The organism is Phreatobacter sp. AB_2022a (assembly GCF_026847585.1).
In the GTDB taxonomy this organism is placed as follows: domain Bacteria; phylum Pseudomonadota; class Alphaproteobacteria; order Rhizobiales; family Phreatobacteraceae; genus Phreatobacter.
Genome location: NZ_JAPSET010000060.1, coordinates 23,481 through 30,255, shown reverse-complemented (window position 1 = coordinate 30,255; position 6,775 = coordinate 23,481). Strand labels below are relative to the sequence as shown.

Annotated in this window: 5 protein-coding genes and 1 pseudogene; 4 read left to right on the top strand and 2 right to left on the bottom strand. The window is 65.2% G+C overall.

Annotated features, from left to right (window positions below):
* Nucleotides 1–218: pseudogene (locus tag OZ671_RS28440) on the bottom strand (DUF305 domain-containing protein); the annotation flags it as partial.
* A 162-nt stretch (nucleotides 219–380) separates the two neighbouring features.
* On the opposite strand from OZ671_RS28440, the gene OZ671_RS28435 reads away from it, so the two are divergent.
* The 4 genes from OZ671_RS28435 to OZ671_RS28420 all read left to right on the top strand — a co-directional run bounded on the left by OZ671_RS28435 (nucleotide 381) and on the right by OZ671_RS28420 (nucleotide 5,813).
* Nucleotides 381–737, top strand: coding sequence for a hypothetical protein (locus OZ671_RS28435; protein WP_268863837.1), 357 nt, complete (start codon nucleotides 381–383; stop codon nucleotides 735–737).
* A gap of 113 nt (nucleotides 738–850) precedes the next feature.
* On the top strand, nucleotides 851–1,249 hold the full coding sequence (locus OZ671_RS28430) for a FixH family protein (RefSeq protein ID WP_268863836.1): 399 nt from the start codon (nucleotides 851–853) through the stop codon (nucleotides 1,247–1,249).
* Complete coding sequence (locus OZ671_RS28425) at nucleotides 1,246–2,661, top strand: efflux RND transporter periplasmic adaptor subunit (protein WP_268863835.1); 1,416 nt, start codon at nucleotides 1,246–1,248, stop codon at nucleotides 2,659–2,661. Before OZ671_RS28430 ends, OZ671_RS28425 begins: the two co-directional genes overlap by 4 nt.
* Nucleotides 2,658–5,813 (top strand): efflux RND transporter permease subunit, encoded by a 3,156-nt coding sequence (locus OZ671_RS28420; RefSeq protein ID WP_268863834.1) that lies wholly within the window; start codon nucleotides 2,658–2,660, stop codon nucleotides 5,811–5,813. Before OZ671_RS28425 ends, OZ671_RS28420 begins: the two co-directional genes overlap by 4 nt.
* Before the next feature lie 45 nt (nucleotides 5,814–5,858).
* Here the strand turns inward: OZ671_RS28420 and OZ671_RS28415 are convergent, their stop codons facing one another.
* On the bottom strand, nucleotides 5,859–6,719 hold the full coding sequence (locus tag OZ671_RS28415) for a LysR family transcriptional regulator (protein ID WP_442957137.1): 861 nt from the start codon (nucleotides 6,717–6,719) through the stop codon (nucleotides 5,859–5,861).
* Nucleotides 6,720–6,775: the final 56 nt, after the last annotated feature.

The following is a 6,775-nucleotide window of genomic DNA, read 5'->3' as shown; positions in this document are numbered from 1 at the left end:
AAGGCAATGTTCATCGCTTGGTGCTGATACATGGACGACATGGTGAGGATCATGATCGGTCCCATCGGAGCCGCCATCATCAGCGCCATATAAAACATATTGATATTGTTGAAGAACTCGTTCCCGCTCGCAATCATGGCAAACATTGCCAGGTACATGACCGCAAGACCGAGGACGACGTTGATGAGAAGCGTCACGTAGTGATGATGCTTGTGCATGGACCGGCTCCGTTGTGACGGCATGCACCGGATTTGCCTGGCCCATGCTGGTACAACGCCCAACGTTCCACCCTTGCTTGGGGTTCTGTGACATTTTGTTTCAGCGCTCCGGGATACGTGTTTCGACTTCCCGGCCGGTACTGATTGTGCCATGGTGAAGGCGTGAAACGTTGTGCGCTCCTGACGCGAATTCTGTCGCTGCTGGCGATCGTCGGCCTTCTGGCCGCGCCGCTTGCGCCACGCATGGCAATGGCCAACCAGGTCGCCGAAGCCGCGATGGCGATGGCTGACATGGAAGAGGGCATGCCTTGCTGCCCCGATCAGAAATCCTCGACCTCCGACTGCCAGAAATCCTGTCCGCTGGCCGTGATGTGCATGGCCAAGTGCTTTCCCAACGCTGCGGACTGGGGCGGGCATGGCGACATGGTCGAAAGCCTTGCCGGCGTGATCGCGCCGGTTGAGGAGCTGGAGCCGCATCTGTTGGCGGCCGGGCCACCGTCCGAACCCCCCCGAACCTGATTCATCGCCGGCGCAAGCGCCGGAGCTAAGGCACGGACAGCGCGTCTGTGCCCGTCGACCTTTGCCCGATTGGGCACGGGTACCGCCAACGATGAATTCAGGACATCAGGATCATGACCCGCCTATCTCTTGCTTGTGCGGCGACGGTTCTCGCCCTCGCCAGCGCGCCCTATGCGCTGCCGGCCCAGGCCGCGATTGCCGACTACGAATTCCAGCTGGTCGAAACCGAGCTCAAAGAGGGCCCGGCCGAGGTCGCCGTGCGGCTCGTCGACAAGCGAACTGGCCAGCCGGTCCCCGGCGCCATCATCTTTGCCGCGCGCGCTGACATGCAGCCGGACGGCATGGAGACGATGACCAGCAGCATCGAAGCTGTGCCTTCGTCGGTGCCCGGTATCTACCGCTTCCGTGTCGAGCTCAGCATGGAAGGCAACTGGCGCCTGTCACTCGCCGCAAAAGTCCAGGGCGAGACCGGGACCCTGCAGGGTCGGCTCGTGCTGAGGGCACGGCCATGAGCCGGACTATGCGCACCTTCCTCACCCTTGGCGCTTTGGCGGCCGCGGGAGCTGCCGGGTTCTGGGCCGGCCAGGCCGGCTTGAGTTGGCCCGCCCTGCCCTTCCCCCTGCCATGGCACCAAAGCGCGAGCGCGCCGCCTCTGGCCGCCACGGGACCCGTGATCTATTACCGCGACCCTGACGGGCGCCCTGCCTACTCGGCGGGTCCGGCGCGAACGGCCGACGGCCGTGCCTATGTGGCCGTCAGAGCCAGCGAGGACGTCAGCCTTGAGCCTCGCGCAAGTGGTCAAGCTGCAGCGCCTGCGGCCGCAGGCGAGCCGCGTCGAATCCTCTACTACCGCAATCCCATGGGCCTGCCAGACACTTCGCCGGTGCCGAAGAAGGACTCCATGGGGATGGACTACATCCCGGTCTATGCGGGCGAAGACGCCGACAGCGGAACCGTCACCGTCTCCCCAGGTCGGCTGCAGCGAACGGGCGTGCGCTCGGAACCGGCCGAGGCCCGCCAGATCCAGCGCCAGGTGCGCGTGCCCGGCAGCGTGCAGCTGGACGAACGGCGGGTATCCGTGGTCGCGACCCGCACGGACGCGTTCGTGCAGGAGGTCGCCAACGTCACAACCGGCGACCGGGTGACCCGCGGCCAGCCGCTGCTCAAGCTGTATTCCCCGGATATCGCCGCGGCAGGCGCCCTTTACGTCACAGAGCTCGCGAGTGGCGCAGGCTCGGCCGGCGGCGCTCGTCAGCGCCTCGAAAACCTCGGCGTGCCCGCCGATACGATAGCCGAGCTCGAGCGGACGCGGCGCGTGCCGCTGCTGTTTGACTGGCGTGCGCCAAGGAGCGGAGTTGTCCTGGAGCGCAACGCTGTCGACGGCATGAAAACCACTGCAGGTGCGGTGCTGTTTCGACTGGCTGACACCTCGCAGGTCTGGGTGATCGCTGATGTACCGGAATACGACATGGCGGCCGTGCGGATTGGCGCGGCCGCCGTGGTACGTCCGCGCGGTCTGGCCGGACGGACCTTTGAGGGGCGCGTCACGCTGATTTATCCGCAGGTGGCGCGTGACACGCGCACGACACGGGTGCGCATCGAGCTTGCGAACCTTGAGGGGCTGCTGCTGCCAGACATGTATGTCGACGTCGTCATCGCAAGCGGCAGTGGCGGCACGGTTGTGGCTGTTGCCGAGAGTGCCGTGATCGATTCCGGGACGCGCCAGGTCGTGATCATTGACCGCGGCGAAGGCAAGTTCGAGCCGCGCGAGGTCAAGACCGGCGCGCGCGGCGGAGGCTACGTCGAGATCCGCGAAGGCCTTGCCGCCGATGAGCGGGTGGTGGTGTCCGCCAACTTCCTCATCGACGCTGAAAGCAACCTCAAGGCCGCGCTGCGCGCCATGACATCGGGAACCACGCCATGATCGCCCGTCTGATTGGCTGGTCGGCCCGCAACCTGGTGCTGATCTTCATCGGCACGGCCTTTGCCGTCGCTGCCGGTCTCTTTGCCCTGCGAATCCTGCCGCTTGACGCCATCCCGGACCTCTCCGACGTGCAGGTCATCGTCTACACGGAATACTCCGGCCAGGCGCCGCAGGTGGTCGAGGACCAGGTCACCTATCCATTGACCACAGCGATGCTCACCGTCCCGAAATCCAAGGTGGTCCGCGGGTTCTCGTTCTTCGGCGTGTCGTTCGTCTACGTGATCTTTGAAGACGGAACGGACCCCTATTGGGCGCGCAGCCGGGTGCTGGAGTATCTCAACGCTGCGGCCCGGCGGCTGCCGGCCGGCGTGACCCCTTCCCTGGGTCCGGACGCCACCGGCGTGGGCTGGGTTTACCAGTATGCGGTGGTCGCCAAGAACGCGACCCTGGCCGAGCTGCGGTCTCTGCAAGACTGGGTGGTGCGGTTCGCAGCCAGCAAGGCTGAAGGCGTGGCCGAAGTCGCCAGTGTGGGCGGGTTCGTCAAGCAGTACAGCATCGTGGTGGACCCCTTGCGCATGCGGGCGCAAGGGGTGAGCCTGGCCATGGTCCGCGATGCGGTACGGGCGAGCAACCGTGACGTCGGCGGCCGCACCCTTGAGCTCTCGGAATTCGAGTTCATGGTCCGCGGCCGCGGCTACATCCGCAGCACCGAGGATCTCGAGAGCATCGTTCTCCGCTCTGCCAGCGGCGTGCCGCTGCGCCTGCGGGACGTCGCCCGGGTGGAAATCGGGCCCGACGAGCGACGCGGCATCACCGAGCTCAACGGCGAGGGTGAGGTGGCCAGCGGCATCGTGCTGCAGCGCTTTGGCGCCAATGCCCTGACCGTGATCGAGAACGTCAAGAAGCGCCTCGCGGAGATCACTGGCAGTCTGCCGGCAGGCACCGAGATCGTGCCGGTCTACGACCGCTCCCAGCTCATTGAGGCGGCGATCGAGACGCTGAAGACGACCTTGCTCGAGGAAAGCCTGATCGTCGCGCTGGTCTGCGTCGTGTTCCTCCTGCACCTGCGCAGCGCACTGGTGGCGATCCTGATGCTGCCGGTGGGCATCCTGATGGCCTTTGCCGCGATGAAGGGCATCGGCCTTGGCTCCAACATCATGAGCCTAGGGGGCATCGCCATCGCGGTCGGCGCGATGATCGACGCCGCCATCGTGATGATCGAGAACGCTCACAAGCATCTGGAGCGCGCACCCGCGGACAAGCCGCGCACCGAGGTGCTGATCGAGGCCGCGTCGGAGGTCGGTCCGGCGCTGTTCTTCAGCCTTCTCATCATCACCGTCTCGTTCCTGCCGATCTTCACCCTGGAGTCGCAGGAGGGGCGGCTGTTCGGGCCGCTGGCGTTTACCAAGACGTTTGCCATGGCGGCCGCGGCGCTTCTGTCGGTGACGTTGGTGCCGGCCTTGATGGTGCTGTTCGTGCGCGGCCGCATCATCCCCGAGCACAAGAACCCGGTGAACCGCTTCCTGATCTGGATCTACCGGCCGGTGATCCGCGGCGTGCTGCGCGCCAAGGTCTTCACGATCGCGGTCGCGCTGATCGCCTTGGGCGTGAGTGTCTGGCCCGCCCGGCAGCTGGGCTCCGAGTTCATGCCCAGTCTCAACGAAGGCACCCTGATGTACATGCCGACCACGTTGCCGGGGTTATCGGTGACCAAGGCGGCCGAGCTGCTGCAGATGCAGGACCGCATCATCCGCGCGTTCCCGGAGGTGGCTTCAGTCTATGGCAAGGCCGGTCGGGCGGCGACCGCCACCGATCCCGCCCCGATGGAGATGTTCGAGACCATCATCAACCTGAAGCCGAAGGCTGAATGGCGGCCGGGGGTCACGATCGACAGTCTGAAAGCCGAGATGGATCGCGCTCTTCAGTTCCCCGGAGTGTCCAACGCCTGGACCATGCCGATCCGCGCGCGCATCGACATGCTGGCGACCGGGATCCGCACGCCGGTGGGCGTCAAGGTGTTCGGCACCGACCTTACTGAAATGGAAAAGATCGCGCGGCAGGTCGAAGCGGTGCTCCGCACCGTGCCCGGCACGTCCAGTGCCTATGCCGAGCGGGTGATCGGTGGCTACTACCTGGAGATCACTCCGGACCGCGAGGCGATGGGGCGCTATGGCCTGCTGATGGGCGATGTTCAGGATGTCATCGCCACCGCCCTGGGAGCCGAGGTCGTAACCACCACGGTGGAAGGGCGGGAGCGATACGGTGTCGCCATCCGCTATCCCCGGGACCTGCGCTCGAGCCCGCAGGCCATTGCCGCAGACGTGCAGGTAGCCTTGCCGGGAGGTGGCGCTGTGCCTCTCGGCGAAGTCACCCGCATCGCGCTTACCCGCGGCGCCTCCTCGATCCGCACCGAGAATGGTCAGCTCGCCACCTATATCTTCGTGGACATCACCGGGCGCGACCTCGGTTCCTATGTCGACGATGCACGCAAGGCCGTCGCCGCGTCGGTCAGTCTGCCACCGGGCTATTCGTTGGGCTGGAGCGGGCAATACGAGTACCTCGAGCGTGCCGTCGCCCGGCTGCAGCTTGTGGTGCCGGTGACGTTGCTGGTGATTTTCCTGCTGCTCTATCTCAACTTCCGCGCCCTCACCGAAACCCTCATCGTCATGCTCTCGGTGCCGTTCGCGCTGGTCGGCGGCATCTGGCTGATGTGGTGGCTGGGGTTCAACATGTCGGTCGCCGTGGCGGTGGGGTTCATCGCGCTCGCCGGCGTCGCCGCCGAAACAGGTGTGGTGATGCTGATCTATCTCGAGCACGCCTGGGCCGAGGTAAGGGCCACCTGCGCAGCCGCAGGACGGCAGCCCACCCGTGCCGACCTTTACGACGCCATCATGGTGGGCGCGGTCGAGCGGGTGAGGCCGAAGATGATGACCGTGGTGGCGATCACCGCCGGTCTGGTGCCGATCTTGTGGAGCACCGGTGCGGGTTCGGAGGTGATGCAGCGCATCGCGGTGCCGATGATCGGCGGCATGGTGTCATCAACCGTGCTGACCCTGGTGGTCATCCCCGCGATCTACGCGCTCGCCAAGGGGTGGTTTTTGCCCGACGCCCGTCACATTCAAGGCACGCCGGAGGTCCAGTCCGTGACGTGAGGCCGCAACGAGACACTTGATGCCGGGGAGGATTGGGAAGCTTGGTCATCGCTCGAGTGATGACACCATGTGCTGCGCAAGTTTCCTTGCCGGTTCGGCAAGACCAGCCGCTGACATCAATGCGATTTCGGTATCCGCCAGCGCGGGCAGTCCAGCCTTTCGATCGAGAACGGCGAATCCCGGCGGCACCATGCCGGAGGGAAGGACGGTGACGCCCAGCCCGGCTCTCACCGCCGCCTGCGCCCCGGCCAGGGACGTCGAGGTGTAGACCACGCGCCATTGGCGTCCTGCGTCATCCAACGCCTTCATGGCACGCTTTCTGTAAACGCAGGGATGGGGCGAAACGACCAGCGGCAATTCACGCGACGTGTCCGTGAAATGACGAACGTCATCCGGTGCACAGGTCCACACCAGCGGCTCGCGCCAAACTCTCACTCCTTCGCTGGGGCCCATGGGCTCACGCTTGATGAGGACCAGGTCGAACTCGCCGCTGTGGAAACGGTCAATGAGGTTGAGGGTGAGATCGGTCGTAACCTCCAGCCCGACATGCGGATGCGTTCTCGTGAACGCCGCCAGCACTGCCGACAGGTGGGTGGTGGCGAAATCCTCCGGGGTGCCGAGACGCACCTGTCCCGCCACCTGCGCCTCCGTGAGTTTGACCACCGCTTCCTCCGACAGGGCCAGAATCCGCCGCCCATAGGCCAACAGGGTCTCCCCCTCCCCGGTCAGGCGGAACGAACGTGGCGAGCGTTCCGCCAACGGGCAGCCAAGGGCGTCTTCCAGTTTTTTCAGTTGCATGCTGACGGTGGGCTGGCTCAGCCGGAGCCGCTGGGCGGCGCGGCTGAGGTTGCCGGTCTCAGCGGTTGTGACAAAGGCGAGGAGCTGGTCGAAATCCAAGGGTCTCATCTCATCATTATGAAAGCTAATGACAACTACTTCAACTATGTCGTTTTGCCGCGATA